General features: G+C 62.7%; 21 protein-coding genes. 5 read left to right on the forward strand and 16 right to left on the reverse strand.

Features of this window, described 5'->3' with window-relative positions; translation table 11 throughout:
• Positions 1–16: 16 nt before the first annotated feature.
• Together N8I74_RS05305 and N8I74_RS05310 are read right to left on the reverse strand one after the other, a co-directional pair.
• Entirely contained in the window at positions 17–1,978 is a 1,962-nt protein-coding gene (locus N8I74_RS05305; protein ID WP_263125901.1) for a phage terminase large subunit family protein, read from the reverse strand.
• The gene (locus tag N8I74_RS05310) at positions 1,978–2,460 is read right to left on the reverse strand and encodes an elements of external origin (RefSeq protein ID WP_263125902.1); all 483 of its coding nucleotides are present in this window, start codon (positions 2,458–2,460) and stop codon (positions 1,978–1,980) included. Before N8I74_RS05310 ends, N8I74_RS05305 begins: the two co-directional genes overlap by 1 nt.
• A 171-nt stretch (positions 2,461–2,631) precedes the next feature.
• Here N8I74_RS05310 and N8I74_RS05315 point away from each other — a divergent pair, with 171 nt between their 5' ends.
• The 5 genes from N8I74_RS05315 to N8I74_RS05335 all read left to right on the forward strand — a co-directional run bounded on the left by N8I74_RS05315 (position 2,632) and on the right by N8I74_RS05335 (position 4,660).
• Entirely contained in the window at positions 2,632–2,829 is a 198-nt protein-coding gene (locus N8I74_RS05315) for a DUF6900 domain-containing protein (protein ID WP_055451284.1), read from the forward strand.
• Between the two features lie 94 nt (positions 2,830–2,923).
• Positions 2,924–3,487 carry a DUF3489 domain-containing protein gene (locus tag N8I74_RS05320; protein WP_263125903.1) on the forward strand — a complete coding sequence of 188 codons (564 nt, stop codon included), beginning with the start codon at positions 2,924–2,926 and terminating at the stop codon, positions 3,485–3,487.
• A 129-nt stretch (positions 3,488–3,616) separates the two neighbouring features.
• Entirely contained in the window at positions 3,617–3,976 is a 360-nt protein-coding gene (locus N8I74_RS05325; RefSeq protein WP_263125904.1) for a hypothetical protein, read from the forward strand.
• A 97-nt stretch (positions 3,977–4,073) separates the two neighbouring features.
• Positions 4,074–4,436, forward strand: a complete 363-nt coding sequence (locus N8I74_RS05330; RefSeq protein WP_263125905.1) for a hypothetical protein — start codon at positions 4,074–4,076, stop codon at positions 4,434–4,436.
• Positions 4,436–4,660: a hypothetical protein gene (locus N8I74_RS05335; RefSeq protein ID WP_239884058.1), complete on the forward strand. Its 225-nt coding sequence runs from the start codon at positions 4,436–4,438 to the stop codon at positions 4,658–4,660. Before N8I74_RS05330 ends, N8I74_RS05335 begins: the two co-directional genes overlap by 1 nt.
• On the opposite strand, the gene N8I74_RS05340 is transcribed toward N8I74_RS05335, so the two are convergent.
• The 14 genes from N8I74_RS05340 to N8I74_RS05405 form a co-directional block, all read right to left on the reverse strand.
• Positions 4,620–5,765, reverse strand: coding sequence for a site-specific DNA-methyltransferase (locus N8I74_RS05340; RefSeq protein WP_456298713.1), 1,146 nt, complete (start codon positions 5,763–5,765; stop codon positions 4,620–4,622). The two genes, N8I74_RS05335 and N8I74_RS05340, sit on opposite strands and share 41 nt — an antisense overlap.
• Before the next feature lie 92 nt (positions 5,766–5,857).
• Positions 5,858–7,291 carry a site-specific DNA-methyltransferase gene (locus tag N8I74_RS05345; protein WP_263125907.1) on the reverse strand — a complete coding sequence of 478 codons (1,434 nt, stop codon included), beginning with the start codon at positions 7,289–7,291 and terminating at the stop codon, positions 5,858–5,860.
• A 328-nt stretch (positions 7,292–7,619) separates the two neighbouring features.
• Complete coding sequence (locus N8I74_RS05350) at positions 7,620–8,006, reverse strand: DUF6362 family protein (RefSeq protein WP_263125908.1); 387 nt, start codon at positions 8,004–8,006, stop codon at positions 7,620–7,622.
• Positions 7,999–8,202 carry a hypothetical protein gene (locus N8I74_RS05355; RefSeq protein WP_263125909.1) on the reverse strand — a complete coding sequence of 68 codons (204 nt, stop codon included), beginning with the start codon at positions 8,200–8,202 and terminating at the stop codon, positions 7,999–8,001. The genes N8I74_RS05350 and N8I74_RS05355 overlap by 8 nt, the downstream gene beginning before the upstream one ends.
• A gap of 1 nt (position 8,203) precedes the next feature.
• The gene (locus N8I74_RS05360) at positions 8,204–8,668 is read right to left on the reverse strand and encodes a crossover junction endodeoxyribonuclease RuvC (protein WP_263125910.1); all 465 of its coding nucleotides are present in this window, start codon (positions 8,666–8,668) and stop codon (positions 8,204–8,206) included.
• A 127-nt stretch (positions 8,669–8,795) separates the two neighbouring features.
• Positions 8,796–11,087, reverse strand: coding sequence for a phage/plasmid primase, P4 family (locus N8I74_RS05365; RefSeq protein ID WP_263126719.1), 2,292 nt, complete (start codon positions 11,085–11,087; stop codon positions 8,796–8,798).
• Positions 11,080–11,307 (reverse strand): helix-turn-helix domain-containing protein, encoded by a 228-nt coding sequence (locus N8I74_RS05370; protein WP_024541980.1) that lies wholly within the window; start codon positions 11,305–11,307, stop codon positions 11,080–11,082. Before N8I74_RS05370 ends, N8I74_RS05365 begins: the two co-directional genes overlap by 8 nt.
• The gene (locus N8I74_RS05375; RefSeq protein WP_263125911.1) at positions 11,304–12,041 is read right to left on the reverse strand and encodes a hypothetical protein; all 738 of its coding nucleotides are present in this window, start codon (positions 12,039–12,041) and stop codon (positions 11,304–11,306) included. The genes N8I74_RS05370 and N8I74_RS05375 overlap by 4 nt, the downstream gene beginning before the upstream one ends.
• Positions 12,038–12,526 carry a DUF6511 domain-containing protein gene (locus N8I74_RS05380; protein WP_153166720.1) on the reverse strand — a complete coding sequence of 163 codons (489 nt, stop codon included), beginning with the start codon at positions 12,524–12,526 and terminating at the stop codon, positions 12,038–12,040. Before N8I74_RS05380 ends, N8I74_RS05375 begins: the two co-directional genes overlap by 4 nt.
• A gap of 9 nt (positions 12,527–12,535) precedes the next feature.
• The gene (locus N8I74_RS05385) at positions 12,536–13,165 is read right to left on the reverse strand and encodes a hypothetical protein (protein WP_263125912.1); all 630 of its coding nucleotides are present in this window, start codon (positions 13,163–13,165) and stop codon (positions 12,536–12,538) included.
• Positions 13,166–13,170: 5 nt separating this feature from the next.
• Positions 13,171–14,031 (reverse strand): ATP-binding protein, encoded by an 861-nt coding sequence (locus N8I74_RS05390; protein ID WP_263125913.1) that lies wholly within the window; start codon positions 14,029–14,031, stop codon positions 13,171–13,173.
• Positions 14,031–14,789: a BRO-N domain-containing protein gene (locus N8I74_RS05395; protein ID WP_263125914.1), complete on the reverse strand. Its 759-nt coding sequence runs from the start codon at positions 14,787–14,789 to the stop codon at positions 14,031–14,033. The genes N8I74_RS05390 and N8I74_RS05395 overlap by 1 nt, the downstream gene beginning before the upstream one ends.
• A 2-nt stretch (positions 14,790–14,791) precedes the next feature.
• Positions 14,792–15,073, reverse strand: a complete 282-nt coding sequence (locus tag N8I74_RS05400) for a hypothetical protein (protein ID WP_263125915.1) — start codon at positions 15,071–15,073, stop codon at positions 14,792–14,794.
• Positions 15,074–15,078: 5 nt separating this feature from the next.
• Positions 15,079–15,555, reverse strand: a complete 477-nt coding sequence (locus N8I74_RS05405) for a hypothetical protein (protein ID WP_020200568.1) — start codon at positions 15,553–15,555, stop codon at positions 15,079–15,081.

Genomic DNA, 15,555 nt, shown 5'->3' on the forward strand with positions numbered 1-15,555 from the left:
TTTTCTCCTTGAGGTGTCAGGACAGCCAGCGGCTTTTGATCACGCGCCGACCGGTGTTACGGTTGCCAGAAACAGCGAGGCCACCGCGTTGGGTGGCCTCGTTGATCGATTCAGTAGGTGTTTCAAGGGCTGGCGGACTGGCCAGCCCCAGTTGTCGCTCCAGTTCCCGCCAGTGACGTTCCTCGAAGCGATCCAGACCCGCCGCCGATGCAGCCGCGCGGGCGTAGACGTAGCAGTCGAGCGCCTCATTGCGCTCACGCATCTTTTGCCACTCACGCACCGGGAAGCCGTTGCGGTCGCGGCGAGTGATCAGTTGTTCCGCGCAGAGTTGCTGGATGAACTCAGCGTCGATCTTGGGCAGATGGACGAACCCGGCCGGGAACACCGTGGTCAATCCGTCCTCGCCAACATCGGCGCTCTTGCGCAGGTTGTTGTAGAACTCGAGCTTGGCGATGCTGACCGCCACCGTGTACACCTTGATGCCCCGGCGCAGCTTCTTGCCACCCTGCGAGACATCGATGGCGGTCGGCGTGCCGATCAAGGCTGCACCGCGAGGCATCCCCTTGACCGCCATCACACGCGAATCGCGGCAGGCCCTCACAAAGGCGTAGGCCTCCTGCGTGGCAAACCCGGTATCCAAGGCAAAGCGCACCAGCGGCATCGCCGCGCCCGAGGCATGTGTCCATGTTTCGGCCAGCATTTCAGCGAGGCTCTTCCACACCGCGTCGCGGGCGGTGTCACCCATCAGCACGCGGTGCTCAACCAGCCAGGACTCCTTGCCGCGCCCAAAGGCCCAGACCGACGCCTCGATGCGATCTTTCTGCACGTCGGCCGCGCCGACCAAGAGCAGACCACCTTGCGGCACCGTACCGACGCGGTAGTCCTCGCGGCGTTCGACCAGTCGTTGCCAGTCCGGCGCTTCGCCTTCCTCGACCCAGGTTTCGCCTAGCTCGGTGTTCTTGAAGGTCTTGATGGCGGCGGCCGATCCCGACTCTTTACTGACGGCAGCTTCCCACGCAGCGGCGATCTCCCGCCACGAACGCCAGCCCACCGGGCTGTACAGCGACGACAGGTGGAAGCCTGCCGTCTTACCCGTGCCATCGGTGATCATCGCGCGCCACTCGCCGTGCTCCAGCATCCACGTCTTGTGGTGCTCGGCAATGGCGGTGTCACATGACTCGCAGATGTAGGCGGCGGTCTCCGGTTGCCCTTTGTCCCAACGCAGCAGCTCGAAACGCAGCCACTGACGGTGGGAGCAATGCGGACACGGCACAAAGTAGCGACGTTGGTCACTGGCCTCGTACTCGCGCTCGATAGCCGATGCCCCTGAAATCGTCGGCGTCGAGACGATGAAGATCTTGCGCCGCGCGAACGTGCGTGTACGGGCTTCGGCCAGCGAGATCGCATCGCCTTCACCCTCGACGTCCAACGGATAGCCGTCGACCTCGTCGAGGAACAGATACCGCACCGGCATCGAGCGCAGCCCGACCGCGCTGTTGGCCCCGGTCATCACCAGCACGCCACCCCGGAACTCCTTGGCCAGGATGGTGTTGCCGGAATCCCGGCTGCGCGCCGGTGCAATCAGTTCCGCCAGTGCGGACGACTCCTCGATCAGCGGATCGATCCGCTGCTTGGAGTTGCGCTTGGCCATCTCCACTGTCGGCCACACCGCCATCATTGGCCCAGGTGCGTGATGGATCACATAGCCGATCCAGTTCGATCCCATCTCGGTCGCGCCAAGCTGCGCCGCTTTCATGAACACCACACGCTCGACCGGCGAGGTCGGCGACAGGCAATCCATGATTGCTTTCAGGTATGGCGTGCGGCTGGTACGCCAGCGCCCAGGCTCGGCAGAGGCCTTGCTGGAGAGCATGCGGTGGCGATCCGACCATTCGGACACTGTGAGCAGCGGGTCCGGAGTCAGTCCTTCGCGCCATGCGCGCTCAATCTCGGCAGCGCCTTCATAGTCCAAGTCCATCAATCCACCCTCGGGCGCATCTCGCCCAGTTCCTGCAGGTGCTCACGCACCGCCGCTTCCAAGGCGATGTGCATAGTGTGGGGATCGACGCCGAGCTTGGCTGCCATCTGTGCCGAGATGCGTGCGGGCCAGTTGAGCCAGGCATCGCGTTCGGAGCGCGCCAGCTTGAAAACATGGGCGATGGCCTGCGGCCGATCCACCAGCTCGCCCTTGAGGCGGGCCAGGCGCACCTTGTTGGTTTGCGCCTTGACCACTTCGTTGACCGTCCGCGCTTGCAGCAAGGACGTTCCACCGACTGGTAATGCTGCTTGTCCATCTCCTGTAGGTCCGCTGGACTCCGGGACGGCGACCTTGACAGCGCGGGTGGCCGTGCCATTGCGCGGTGCATCGGAATTACGCGCCCACTCGCGGTCGACGCGCTCGGCATCAATCGTTCCGTCTGCCTCCGGCGTGATCCGCCCAGCAGCGATGGCCTTGCGCACCGCTGCATCGGACACCCCTCGGTGGCGTGCGTAGGCACGAATCGAAATACCCATATTTCCCCTTCGGGGCACCTTCAATCATTTGTTCGTCATTCCTGCGGATTGAGCTTGGCTTCCATCTGGAACAGCGCGTTCATACGTTCGTCATCAACACCATGAAAGGACACGGACATGAGCAAGCTCGAACAACTCCTGACCCAGATCGCGCAAAACAAGCTAGGCATCGAAACCCTGGAAACCCGCCGCTCGGACAGCCTCGATTTCCACGATGTAGCGGTCTGGTGCCTACGCGATGCGCTTGAAGCCGCCTTCAACGCGGGTCTTGAGCAGGGGCGCAATGCCAACCCGTCAGACAAGGCCAACACCTGATTGCGAAGCGAAGAAGCCAAGCAGAAAGCGCTTGGCTTCACTTGAGAACAGCGCGTTCATCACATCACCGTCCACCACATCGAAGGAGCAAAACATGACCACCACCCAGCTGACCCCTGCCCAGCACGCGATCCTGGCCCACGCGGTTGAACACACCAGCGGCAAGATCGACTGGTTCCCCGACAACATCAAAGGCGGCGCACGCAAGAAGGTGCTCGACGGACTTTTCAACCGCGCACTGATCACCACCGACAGCACCGACTGGTTTGTCGCTGCGGAGGGCTATGACGCCCTGGGCATTCCGCGTCCCGACGTGAATAGAAAGGACAGCGGTCAGTTCGAAGCCAATCTCGACCAGATCATTGCCAACGCTGAAGGCGCGCCTGCGGCCGCGAGCGATCCCGAACTGGAAGCCGCCGTAACCGCCGCCGAAGCCACGTGGGTCAAGCCACGCACACGCGAGAACAGCAAGCAAGCCGAAGTGATCCGGATGCTGCAACGCCCTGAGGGCGCAACCATCGGCCAGATCTGCACCGCCACCGGTTGGCAGGCGCACACGGTGCGCGGCACCTTCGCCGGAGCCTTCAAGAAAAAGCTCGGCCTGACCATCGTCTCGGACAAGCCGCAGGGTGGCGAGCGGATCTACCGCATCGCCTGAAAGCGAGCACAGCGAGTTTCGGCGATGCCAAAAAGATGGCGAGAGGAGCCATGAATAGCTTGGCTTCTCTCCCCACCAGCGCGGTCATACAGGTGTCGTGATTGACGACGCCATACCAGGAAAACCGCCATGAGCACCATGACCATCACCATCGAACGCACCCCACGCACCCTGCAGTTCGCAGGCCAAAGCCTCCAGGTCGAAGAGTTGAGTATCCGCCTGCCGTTTGCACGCAAATCTGCCGACCTCGGCGAACTGGGCGGTCGCGACCAGCACAAGATCTACGTCACTGAGACCAAGGAGCTCACCCCTGCCGAATTCGACGCCTTTGGGCGCAGCCTGCTGGTGTCACGCGACTGGCTGCGTGGCAAGGGTGGCGGCACTGGTGACGGCTGCCTCTGCGTCGAGGTCACTGCTCCCGGACGCCCTTACCTCTACGTCAATCCCGAGGGCGGTGATTACGCCCGCTACGTAGCCCGTCTCGGGTGATCGAAATTGATCGAGAAAGAAGCCAGGAACAGCTTGGCTTCTCAATCGAACAGCGCGTTACTACAGGTGTCGCAACGATCAACCCGGAGAAGACACCATGACCACCAACCAGATACCCGCCACCCAAAACGAAGCCTGGGGTTTTTGGGGCACGATGAACGAACAGGCCGCAGCAGCCTGGCCCTTGGCGATGATCGCCATCTCGGACGCCACCGGCCAGCCACTCGAATCTGTGCGGACCTTCCTCGACAGCCGCCACGGACGCCACTTTGCCGACGACGTCCAGAACGGTTTGCACCAAGGCCAATCCTTGCAGGATGCGATCAACGCCGCCACCCAACGTTGGATGGGCTGGACGATTGGCCGCCAGACCAGCAAGCAGTACGGCATCCCGCGCGGCCTGCCTTACCTGACAGGCTTTGTGATCCACAGCGAAATCTGCGAAGAGATGGCTGCCTGATGAAAACGCCCGCCACCGAACGGGAGCAGGCGCTTCGTTGGCTGATTGCCAACCGGCGTCCAGAAATCTCCATCGAACAGGCTGTGCGCGTCATGTGCATGGCACTGCCGCGCGATCTCACCACCCTGCAAATCTTGCGACGCATCGCCGAGGAAGAAGAGGCCAAGCAGCCCGGCCAGACATTCAACTGGCGCACACTTCCTGGTCTGCTGCCTCGCGGATAGCCGTCTGGCCGGTGAAGTCCTCCCACCGGCACACGATCACATCCACGTACCTCGGATCGAGTTCGATCAGCCGCGCGACGCGCCCCGACTTTTCGGCTGCAATCAACGTTGTGCCAGAACCACCGAACGGATCGAGCACCACGTTACCCGGGCGGCTCGAATTGCGGATCGCGCGCTCAACCAGCTCCACCGGCTTCATCGTCGGATGCAGATCGTTCTTCTGCGGTTTCTTGATAGCCCACACATCGCCCTGATCGCGGTCACCACACCAGTGGCGTTGCGCACCCTCGGGCCATCCGTACAAGATCGGTTCGTACTGGCGCTGGTAGTCGGCACGGCCCAGCGTGAAGGTGTTCTTGGCCCAGATGATGAACGTCGACCACTTGCCACCGGCGGCGCGAAAGGCGGCCTGCAGCACATCCAGCTCGCTGGATGACATCGCCACATAGATGCCGCCCCGGCAGTTCGCCACAGTGGGCGTCAATGCTGCCAACAGGAAGTCGTAGAAGCCATCGCCCAAGTTGTCGTTGAGGATCGCGCGATCCTTGCCGCGCATCTTGTCCTTGGCACTGTTGGCGTAGTTCACGTTGTACGGCGGGTCGGTGAAGACCATGTCTGCTACATCGCCCTGCATCAGCCGGGCATAGCTCTCGGCCACAGTCGAGTCGCCGCACAGCAGGCGGTGCTGACCCATGATCCAGACATCGCCCGGGCGCGAGATGGGTGTCTCGCCAACCTCCGGTACCGCGTCCTCATCGGTCTGGCCCCCATTGTCCGGCTCGTCACCCGCGATCAGTTCGGCCAGCGCGTCGGCGTCGAAGCCGGTGATGTCCAGATCGAAACCTTCCAACTGCAAGGCCTCCAGCTCGATGCGCAACATGGCGTCATCCCAGCCAGCGTTCTCCGCGATGCGGTTGTCAGCGATGACCAAGGCGCGGCGCTGTGTTGGGCTCAGGTGATCAAGGACGACCACGGGCACGATCTCAAGCCCAAGTTTCTGCGCAGCGGCCAAACGTCCATGCCCAGCGACGATGATGCCGTCACTGCCTGCAAGGATCGGATTGGTGAAGCCAAACTCGGCAATCGATGCGGCGATCTGCGCCACCTGATCATCCGAGTGCGTCCGCGCATTGCGGGCATAGGGCAGCAGTTTGGCTGTCGGCCACTGCTCGATCTTGTCTGCCAACCAGGACGCGCTCATTGTTCTACCTCCATGGTCGCCAGCCGTTCTGTGGCCACCTCATCGAAGGACTGGCCCGATTTGATTCCACAGCCTGCGATGAGCGTGACCGGCACCCCGGGGTGGTTTTGCTGAAAACGCTTAATGGCCACGTCCACGTACTCCGGCGCAATTTCCACACTGCGGCAGATACGACCAGTGCGTTGCGCGGCCAGCATCGTCGTGCCACTGCCGCCGAAGGGCTCGAACACGACGTCACCCGAATCGGTGTAAGCCTCGATGGCAAACTCAGGCAATGCGACCGGGAACACGGCCGGGTGATCAATGTCCTGCCCGATCTTGCCCTTGTGGCGCATCACGCGAATCACCGAGTCGGGGATTCGGGTGTCCTGCGTCGGCTGACCCTTGTGCGTCCAGCCGCCGACCTCGCCATCCTTACCGCGCATCGCCGTGGACGACCCGTCAGCGCGCAGGTGCGATTCCTGGCCTGCGTGCTTGCAAGGAACAATCTTGTTGGGTTTGCGGGTGCTGCGATTGAAGTGGAAAACAAACTCGAAGCTGGGAGCTAATCGGCCCTGCCAGTCGCCGGGCATGCCTGGCCCCTGATCCCAGACGTACCACGCGAAGCGCCGCCACCCTAGCTGACGCATCCAGGACAGCCAGCCGTCCCAATAGGGGATGACCTCGTTGTCGCGGTGGATCAGCCCAAGATTGACCAGCACCTGTCCGTCGCCCGCCATCGGCAGATGTGCGAACACACCGCGCATCAGGACATCCCAATCGGCAATGCCGCCGGAGGTGTAGTCGCGCTGGTTGCCATACGGCGGCGAGGTAAAGCAAAGCTGCGCGGTGTCACCCTGCATCAGCGTGGCGACCACGGCTGGGTCGGTGGCGTCGCCACAGATCAACCGGTGCGAGCCGATGGCCCAGACATCTCCCCCGCGCGACACCGCCACCACAGGCGTGTCAGGTACGTCATCGGTCGTATCGGGTTCATCGGCGTCTACACCACCCTGCGCCGCAGGTTCTGCTTCGGTGGGCGTGGCATCTGCCAGCAGCGCATCGATCTCGATGTTCTCGAAGCCGGTCAGTGCCAATTCGAAACCCGCTTCGGAAAGGTCCGCCAGTTCGAGCGCCAACATCTCCTCATCCCAGCCAGCGTCAAGCGCCAGCCGGTTGTCGGCGATGACCAGGGCGCGCTTTTGCGCGGTGGTGAGATGGGCCAGTTCGATCACCGGCACGTGATCCAGACCCAGCTTGCGTGCAGCAGCCAAACGACCATGGCCCGCGATGATGCCGTTGTCGCCATCAACCAGAACAGGGTTCGTCCAGCCGTATTCGACGATGCTGGCGGCGATCTTGGTGACTTGCGCCTCGGAATGTGAGCGCGGGTTGCGGGCGTAGGGAATCAGCGCCTCGACCTTGCGGTACTCGACGTTGAGCGTATTCAAAGAGGGTGTCCTGAAAATAGAAAACCCGCCGACGACAACCGTGGGCGGGTTTTGGGGTTGGTGCGAACTGACGGGGTGCGAACTGCGAACCGTGCGAACCTTGGTTCGCACCCTGACGCTAAAAAAGCGCCGCGCTCGCGCCCCCCGCATTGGTTTTTGGCCAGGAAGGACCCGTTGATTTCTGGGCTGCTTCCTCTGCCGTCACCTCTGTCCAGACGATAGATGAATACTACGCAAGATCAGGTCGTTTTGTTGCAGGGGCAAAAACCGCTGATTGCCGCGTGATGGAGCACATCTCCGACCATACGCGCCAAATCACGCCAAAACCCTACGCGATCACCACACCATTGAGTTGATCTGCGACCGTCTGCAATGCCCGCTGCCAATGCCGCCATGCCGTCGTGCGGTCGCAGGCAAAGCGGATCGTGATGTCCCGCCAGCCATAGCGCTTCGCGCGCATCCATACGAGATGACGTTGCTCGATGGTGAGCCACTGCACCCAGCGCATGACCTCCAGCATTCGTTCAATTGCCTCTGGACTCGGCGGAAAGGATCGGTACACCCTCTCGTCCGCTGCAAAGGTCTCCCATTCGCTTCGGACAATGGTGGGCCAGCAGTTGAAGTAACCCTGCACTCGAACAGGAGGCAACCGTCGACTGGTGCTTGCGGCCTCTTCAAACCGAGCAGCAACGTCCTCGATAGTCCACTTAGTCATTGCGTCGCCCTCCGTAGAGCCGGTCACCGATGCGTCGCACGATCTCGCGCTCGATGAAGTCCAGACGTTCGTCGGATGCGTTGACCACCAGGATGTGTTGGTCACGCCAGCCACGTTCCTTGATCGCATCCAGATCCGTGGCCTGAGGTTGCAGACGACCGAGGGGGCCGCGGTATTGGGGTGTCGGCACCTTCATGTCACACCTCCTGCGTCTCGACAGCCCAGTGCAGCAAGGCCAGGGCGTCGGCTTCGTTGTCGTCGGCTGGGTTGTGACCACGCAGGCGGACGGACGCGATCATGTCGTCCTTGCCCGCATTGCCCTTGCCGGTCGCGTGCTTCTTGATCGTGCCGACTGGAACACCCTGGTAAGGGATGTTGTGATGCTCACACCACGCGGTCAGGTGTCCCATGAAGCCACCGTAGGCGTGCGCCGCATCAACGCCAGCGTGCCGTCGAACCTCCTCGAAGAACACCGCGTTGATGTGGTTGCTGGCCGAGAGCAATTCGTTGAGCCAGCGTTTGAAACGGAGGAAACGCATGCCGCCTCCTTCAAATCGCTGCGGCTTGAAGTGCTCCGTGCCGCTGGTGATAGTGCCGTCCAGGTGCTGCAAAGCCCACCCGGTGTGTGTGCCCAGATCAAGGGCCAAGATTGTCGTGTTCATCGTCGTACTCCAGTTCGGGGGGGCGAGTGACGGATGCGACGGGTTCTTTGGAAAACAGCCTTAACGTGCGCGCACGCGTAGCACGTCAATCAGGAAACCCGTCAAATCCGTCACTCGCCCGGATTGCTCAGTCATCTCGGTAGGGGTAGCCATGGCTGTACGGCTTGGGCCTGAGGGCAATGCCCGTGATCCCACGTGCGCCCCCGGTCAGCCGACACTTCTCGAACTTGCGGGCGGCCATCAGTTCGGAAAAGCGCTTGACCGAGCCCACGTACTCACCCGCGCGCTCAGCCCATTCACGCCAGTCGGCGAACAATTCGGAAACGCCTTCGCGGTGGGTCTTGGCCAGCAGGCATCGCTCTTCGATCCACTGCCCGAGCGCGTCTTCGGCCTCGAAATACTCCTCGGTCGCCGACACCACACTGGCGGGCGGCTTCAAGCCCTGGCGTTGCCAGAGGCTGCAACCCTCGACCGCCCACGCCAGAATCCCGTCGCGCTCCTTGAGCAGCTTCTCGGTCAGCCTGCCGTCGCGGCGCTCGGGCGGGATCGTCACCGTGAACGGGATCAGGTGCAGCCGCCGCTTCATCGCCTCATCCACGTTGCGGATCGATGGCTTGTGGTTGCCTGCGATCACCAACTTGAACTGCGGCACGTACTCGAAGAAGTCCTGGCGCATGAAACGTGCGGAAACCTTGTCGCCTCCGGTGATGGCCTTGACCTTGGATTCGTTCCAACGCCGACCCTGTTCGGTTTCGATGGATGACACAAAGCGTGCGCCGCGCAGGCCCGCCAGATCGGTCGGATGCCGGTCTGTGCGCGCCTCCATGAACGTGTCCATCGGCGCGTTGGCCGCGTAGTCGCCCAAGATGGTGGTCAGGACGTTGACGAACACCGACTTGCCGTTCGCGCCGGTCCCGTACAGGAAGAACAGCGCGTGCTCGCTGGTCACGCCCGTCAGGCAGTAGCCGACCATCAGTTGCAGGTAGGCAATCAGTTCAGCGTCGCCGCCTGTGACGTCGGCCAGGAATGCGCGCCACGTCGGACTGTCGCCCTGCGATGTGGCCGTGGTCACCTTGGTCATCCGATCATCGCGTCGGTGCGGTCGCATGCGGCCCGTGCGCAGATCAACCACACCGCCTGGTGTGTTGAGCGCCCAGACGTCGGCATCCCACTCCTCGGCGGTGGAAGCGTGCTTGGGATCGGAGCGTGCGATTTTCTCGACGGACGAGATCGTGGCGGAGCTGGCCAGCTTGCCTTTGAGCCGAGGGCTGTCCGCCTTGAGTGACGCCATCCGGCAGATACCGCGTGCCAGATGAGACACGTAGAGCACCTGATCCGGATTCCAGCGCACGCCGGTCCAGACCAGCCATTTGCCCCAAAGCGCGCAGTAGCGCCAGTCCTCGCCATAGCGGCGTGTGAAGGCCGAGGACAAGCCGTCCTCCGTAGCCCAGTCGACACCGGTCAGCAGATCCGGTGGTGGCGTCTCCTCGACCGAGCGCATCACCGGCATCCGCTCGCCGACGGCGAGGAAGCCCCTCACATCGAAGCCGTCCGGAATGGCGTCAGCCGCATCCCAGCCTTCCGGCTTGTCATCGGGTGGCACCAGGATGGCGACCGTGGTCGCACCCGCGTTCAGGATTGCTTGCGATGCACGGTCAGCGTAATCCCAGCCCGGCGCGTCCCGATCAGGCCAGATCAGCACGGATTTGCCCGCCAGCGGCGACCAGTCGGTCTTGTCGACGGGAGCATTTGCGCCATGCATGGCCGTGGTTGCCACCACGCCGATGGCGATCAGGGCCTGCGCACACTTCTCGCCCTCGACCAGCACAACGTGACCAGCGGCCGCCAGCCCCGGCTGGTTGTACAGCGGGCGCGGATCGGGCGGAGTCATCTTGCGCCGATTGGCATCCCACGGCCGGAACTCCTTCTTGCGCCCGGGTGGGTCGTAGCGGTACACGACCGCAATCAGTTTGCCGGTGGCATCGAAGTAGTCCCACTTGGCCGTGGCCGGGCCGAGATCATCAACCGGAGCTTCCTTCTTGGCGCGGCGTACCGGCACTGATCGCGAACGACCGAGCAGATCAGCTGCCTCGTCGAGCACCCGGGGAAAGTCGGTGTGGACGTTGGCCCCGAGGTAGGCGGCGATCAAGGCAAAGATGTCACCGCCATCGCCCGTGGCACGATCCGTCCAGAGACCAGCCTTGTCGCCTTCGAGTACCACCTCAAGGCTGTCGCCCGGGCTGCCCAGGATGTCCCCGATCAGAAACTTGCCACGACGCTTCTTTCCTGCCGGAAACATCGTGGTCAGGACTGATTCCATGCGTGCGATCAGTTCAGTGCGAATCTCGTCCCGCTCGCTGTCATTGACGTTGCGCCGGCCCGTTTCTCCCGGTGGTGATGTGTCATTGAAATCAAGCATCGGCAGCACCCTCGTGTGACGTCTGCTGCGCAGCGATCCAGGCTTCCAGCTCGTTGGGTTTGAAGCGAACAAGTTTGCCGACGCGGTAATGCGGAATGCGACGCTCCTGTCGCTCCTTGGCTTGTGAGAGCCAATACGACGGCAGGTTGAACATCAGTGCTGCCTGGCGCACGTCGATCAGCTGCTCGCCCAGTACGTGATTTAAATTCGAGGTATTCATGCTTGTGTCCTCCAGCAGCGGTCTTGCCACGCGCACATCCGGCATTCAAAGTGGGTCGAGTCATGGAAGGCGCGCGGCAGAAGGTCGCCCGCCTCGGTCGCCGTGATGACCTTGACCGCCCGATCCGACATGCGTTGGGCCAGTGCTGCGTCAAAGGGCACGAGCTCGGTGTAGATCTCCATCGTGTCGGCGTTGAGTGCCGTGAAGATCGCCGGGTGCTCGTGCAGTTCGAGATAGGCTTGGTAGATCGCCACTTGCGCGGCGTAGACGGGCTTGGAGAGAGTCAGGCCCTTCTTGTCCAGATCGCTCCAGGACTTGTTGCCGAGACACTTACATTCCCAGAGCGCGGGATAGGCGAAGCCCTCGGGGCCGCCGACGATGACGCCGTCGATGTGGCCCTGCAGGCGGCCATCGGCCACCGAGAAACCGAACTGCTCGCCGTCGGCCTTGCGGGTGCGCAGGTCAAAGCCCGCGTCCCGGAGCCACGCGACCATGCAGTCCTCCATGACGTGACCGCGTTCGAAGATCCGCAGCATTCGGCCTGGGGTGTCACGCCCGTGGTCGATGGGTGCCTTGGCGTACTCGAACTGCAGCGCTCGCTCGCAGGCCACTCCGAGGCGCGAGGCGCCGAGGTACTGGCGCTCGGACTGGCGGGCGCGAGCCTGCTGCAGGCCCGTGTCCACCAGGGTGGTGACCTGACCCGAGATGCTCGATGAGGAGTTGAAGTCGATCATGGCTTCTTCCCCTTCGGCTCTTCCCAGGGCAGGTCGTCCTCCAGATCCGCGAACGGGTTGGCCAGAGGGTCGGGCGCAGGCGTCATGCCGCGTACCGGTGGGTACTTGCTCGCCTCGTGGTGCGTGACCATTGCCTCGGTGTAGCAAGTGACGATGGCGTCGATCACTTGCAGCGCCTCGGCTTCGGAGTAGTCGCCCAGCGGCTTGGTGAAGCCAATCTCGCCCGCAGCCTCGCCGAAGGCCTTGAGGCACTTCTTCATCGCGGCCAGTTCGACATCAGATGGATCGATCATGGCGACCTCCGTACTGTCGACGCGACCTTCCTTGACCCGCAGCCAGTTGCCGTACAGCGCATGAAACGCGTTTTGGCAGCGTTGTGAGCAGAACACCCAGTCGATGGGATAGCGCCGGGGATGGCCGACACCGTGACGGTTGTCGGTGTGGCCGAATCCCCGGGCCTGTCGTTTGCAGACCCAGCATTTCATCGGCCTCCCTCACTGCGCCCACGACGGCTTGCCGGTCACGGGTGCGCGTTGCGGTGCCGGTGCCTGATACGCAGGCGCAGCCGCCTGCGCAGGAGCGCCGGAATGTCCACTGCCTGGAGCCTTGGGCGGCACGCCCATCAGTTTTGCGTAGTCGGGGTGATCGGGTTCGACGGCGATCTTGACCACGTTCCGGTCTTGGCCCTTGCCATCCTTCTCAATGTCCACGCGCGCCAGAAACTCCAGGCCATCCAGTTCATGAAAGCCCTGGATGCGGCGCGCGGCGGCGGCCTGCGGGCTGTTGTCCTGGGGGTGGACGTTGCGGGCGCTGTTGAGCGCGGCGCGGATGAAACTGCGCCCCATCTGGCCCCAGGTCGGCCCCTTCTTGGAGTGCAGGCCGATGTTGCTCCACATCTTGCGCTTGGCATGGTCGCCAGCCGTGACCACGAATTCAGCGGCGAGATAGATGGAGCCGGTTTCGAAGGACTCGGTGGCGTAGCCGCCGCCCCAGCCTTGTCCCGGATCGTCATAGCCACCGGGCTTGATGGTCATGCGCACTGGCACGACAGCGCCCTTGGGGATCAGGTCAAAGCCCGACTGTTGGGGATCGGCATCTTGGAAATCAAAATAGCTGGACGACATGGCGATTACTCCTTGGATTCGGTGGTGTTTTCAGTAGTGGGGGTGCCGGTGCTAACGGGCATGGGCAATGGCGACTGGCCTGCGCACTTGGCGATCAGTGCGCCGAGATGCGGCGGCTCCAGCAGGTCGAGGCGACCGCTGCGGTCTTTGGCCGGAAAGCCGTAGGGATTGACGGTGTGCGTGATGAAGGCTCGGTAGGCACTGCCGTCGTCGGCCTTGATCTCGGCCAGCGTCACGACCTCATCGACGATGCCGGGCAGCTCCAGACTGGTCTTGCTGCCTTCGATCTGCGGCACGAACACCTTGCGGTTGTAGTCATCGAGACGTTCGTCGAGGATGGCGACGAACACCACGTTCTTGCCGCGTGCGTGCTGCAGATGTGTCAGTGCGCCGATCATTTCCTGGCCAAGCAGGCCATATGCGGCGCGCAGATCGGGTTTACCGGAACGGTCGCTGGTGGCTCCGGGTTGCGTCTTGCACCACGCGAAGCACTGCCGGGACAACTGCGTGATCGAGTCGAGGAAGAAGGTCTGGTAGCGGTCGAGCTGCGTCGGGTTGCCAAATTTCTCGATGACGTGGTCGTAATGCGCCTGCGAAAACGCGCTCTCCGGCGGCAGTGACTTGTCCGGGCCTGCGAGGAACACGAAAAAGTCGCGGCTTTCCGGCCACGATGCCGGGCGGATGGTGTCGCCCGGCCAATCGGCCACGGCGAGATCGCCCGCCTCAATATCGAGGAACAAGGTGGTGGCAGGGTCGAGGTCTTTGAGCCGGGTGGTCTTGCCGATGCCGGACTTGCCCAGCATCAGCAATTTCACACCCTTGCGTTCGGCCAAGCGCTGCTGCGCGGAAATGATCGGGAGGGACATCACGCCACCTCCTTCAGTTGTTCCGCGACCGCCGGATTCCAGAGGATTTGGTAGCCGCTGTGACCGTTGCGCGAGTACGGCATGGCTTCGGCCCATGCTTCACCGGCCTCGGTCAGTTCCCACTCGTCCCGGTCGTTACGGAACTGAAGGCCGCCGGATGCCAGCAACTGGTTCGTGGCTTTGGCTGAGTGACTCAGCAATTTGCCGAGCTGTGTGGCGTTGAGCGAGCAGATAGGCTCGTTGGCGGCAGGCAAAGCGCGGCGCAGCACTTCCGTGGTCAGGCCGGTGTTTTCCTGAATGCAGGTCAACGTGGCAGCCATTGCAATGCCGGTCTTGACGCCCGGTACCTTGGCGACCGCCTCGCCGATCAGCAGGATGGCGGTGACGCGATCTTGGGTTGGCGCGGGCAAGGCAGCCATCGTGGCGGCGGCGGAATACGCGCCTGTCTTGCGGATTGCAGGCAGCACTTCACCGGTGATCCAGCGCTTGAAACGCTTGGCGGCATCCTTGGTGCTGCCGAGGATCAGGGCGTAAAGCCCCGACTCGTTGACGTGGTTTTGGCGTTGACGGCCACCCGCCGTAAGGGTCTCCAATTTTTGGAGATCCTCGGCATCGACGTGGGACTTAATCGCCTGAGACGGATTGCCCATCTCCAGCGCGTCGCAGACATCGGTGGCGTTGAACCACGGCTGCCCGAATTCATCGACCTGGACGCGCACGGCGTGCGCTTCGAACTGGAAGGGAATGATCGCGCTCATGATCAGTCCTCCCACGACACGTCGGCGATACGGTCGGCTCCACGCGCGGCACGTTTGCGTACCTCGGTGTGGAGTTCTTCCAGCGCGGTGCGGCGACGACCGAGCGCCAGCGATTCCGCGTTGGCCGTCTGGATGGCAAAAGCCAGCTCGTCCACAGTGGCGGCATCAAGCGGGACAACGACGTCCTTGCCGTCCGCGCGGCGATACCGGATTTCGTCAGGGAGGTGTTCGCCGTAGATGGACGGCAGCTGTTGACGCAGCGAGGCGATGAGATTGGTGCTCATGGTCATTACTCCGAATCGATGGAAAGGGTGAAAGACGGCTTGCCGGAATCCACGGTGCGAGCGGCGGCGAACTGCTGTTGCAAAGCAGGCGGCCAGTTCGTGAAGCGGGATTCGGAGACGGACAACTTGATGTCGAGGTAACCCTCGACCTTCTCGCCTGAGGCGACGATGCGTTCAGCGATCTCAGCCAGTTGCTTCTGATCCCAGCTGACCTTCTTGGGTAGCTCGAACTTCAGGTGCAGCGGGCCATCGCTGATGTGTGCGGTGCCGAAGTCACGGCCGGACTCGCGCAGCGCGGTGCGTGCCTGCTCGCCGTAGCACTGATCCAGTGCCGCGTCGAACTTGGTGCGCGCCTTCTTCAGCCAGTCGATGGCTGCATCGAGGTTCTTGTCGATCTCGTGTTTCTGCGCGGGCGGCAATGCGGCCAGTTGGCTGACGGACATCTCGGCGATGTCGGCGGGGAAGATGGTGATGTCATTCAT

It is taken from the genome of Chitiniphilus purpureus, from assembly GCF_025642115.1.
Classification (GTDB): domain Bacteria; phylum Pseudomonadota; class Gammaproteobacteria; order Burkholderiales; family Chitinibacteraceae; genus Chitiniphilus; species Chitiniphilus purpureus.